The organism is Campylobacter sp. RM12647 (assembly GCF_020138135.1).
In the GTDB taxonomy this organism is placed as follows: Bacteria; Campylobacterota; Campylobacteria; order Campylobacterales; family Campylobacteraceae; genus Campylobacter_E.
Genome location: NZ_JACGAS010000076.1, coordinates 1 through 308 on the forward strand (window position 1 = coordinate 1; position 308 = coordinate 308).

The window sequence follows — 308 nt, forward strand, 5'->3', positions numbered from 1 at the left end:
TCCTGTTTTTAAGCTTGATAAATATACTTTATATGTTCCAACTTCCCAACCACTACCATCTACTCTGTTTGTTAAATCAGGAGTATATGTAAATGTTCCATCTGGTGCAGCTTGGAATTCTTTCATAATTGCTTCATCTTTACCTGTAGCATTATTTGGTTTTACAAATAATAATACTAAAGTATCATTAGCAACTGATTTACCTATAAATGTTGGAGTAGTATCAAATGTTCTACCACCATTTGGAATTTCAGTTAAGTTGTTGAAATATCCATCTTCATCGCCTTGGAATACTTTAAATTCTAAAG

At 31.2% G+C, this 308-nt stretch carries 1 protein-coding gene; it reads right to left on the bottom strand.

The window, feature by feature from the left end:
* Positions 1-308 (bottom strand): hypothetical protein (locus tag AVBRAN12647_RS09655; protein WP_336615126.1); only part of this gene is annotated, 308 nt, incomplete at both ends.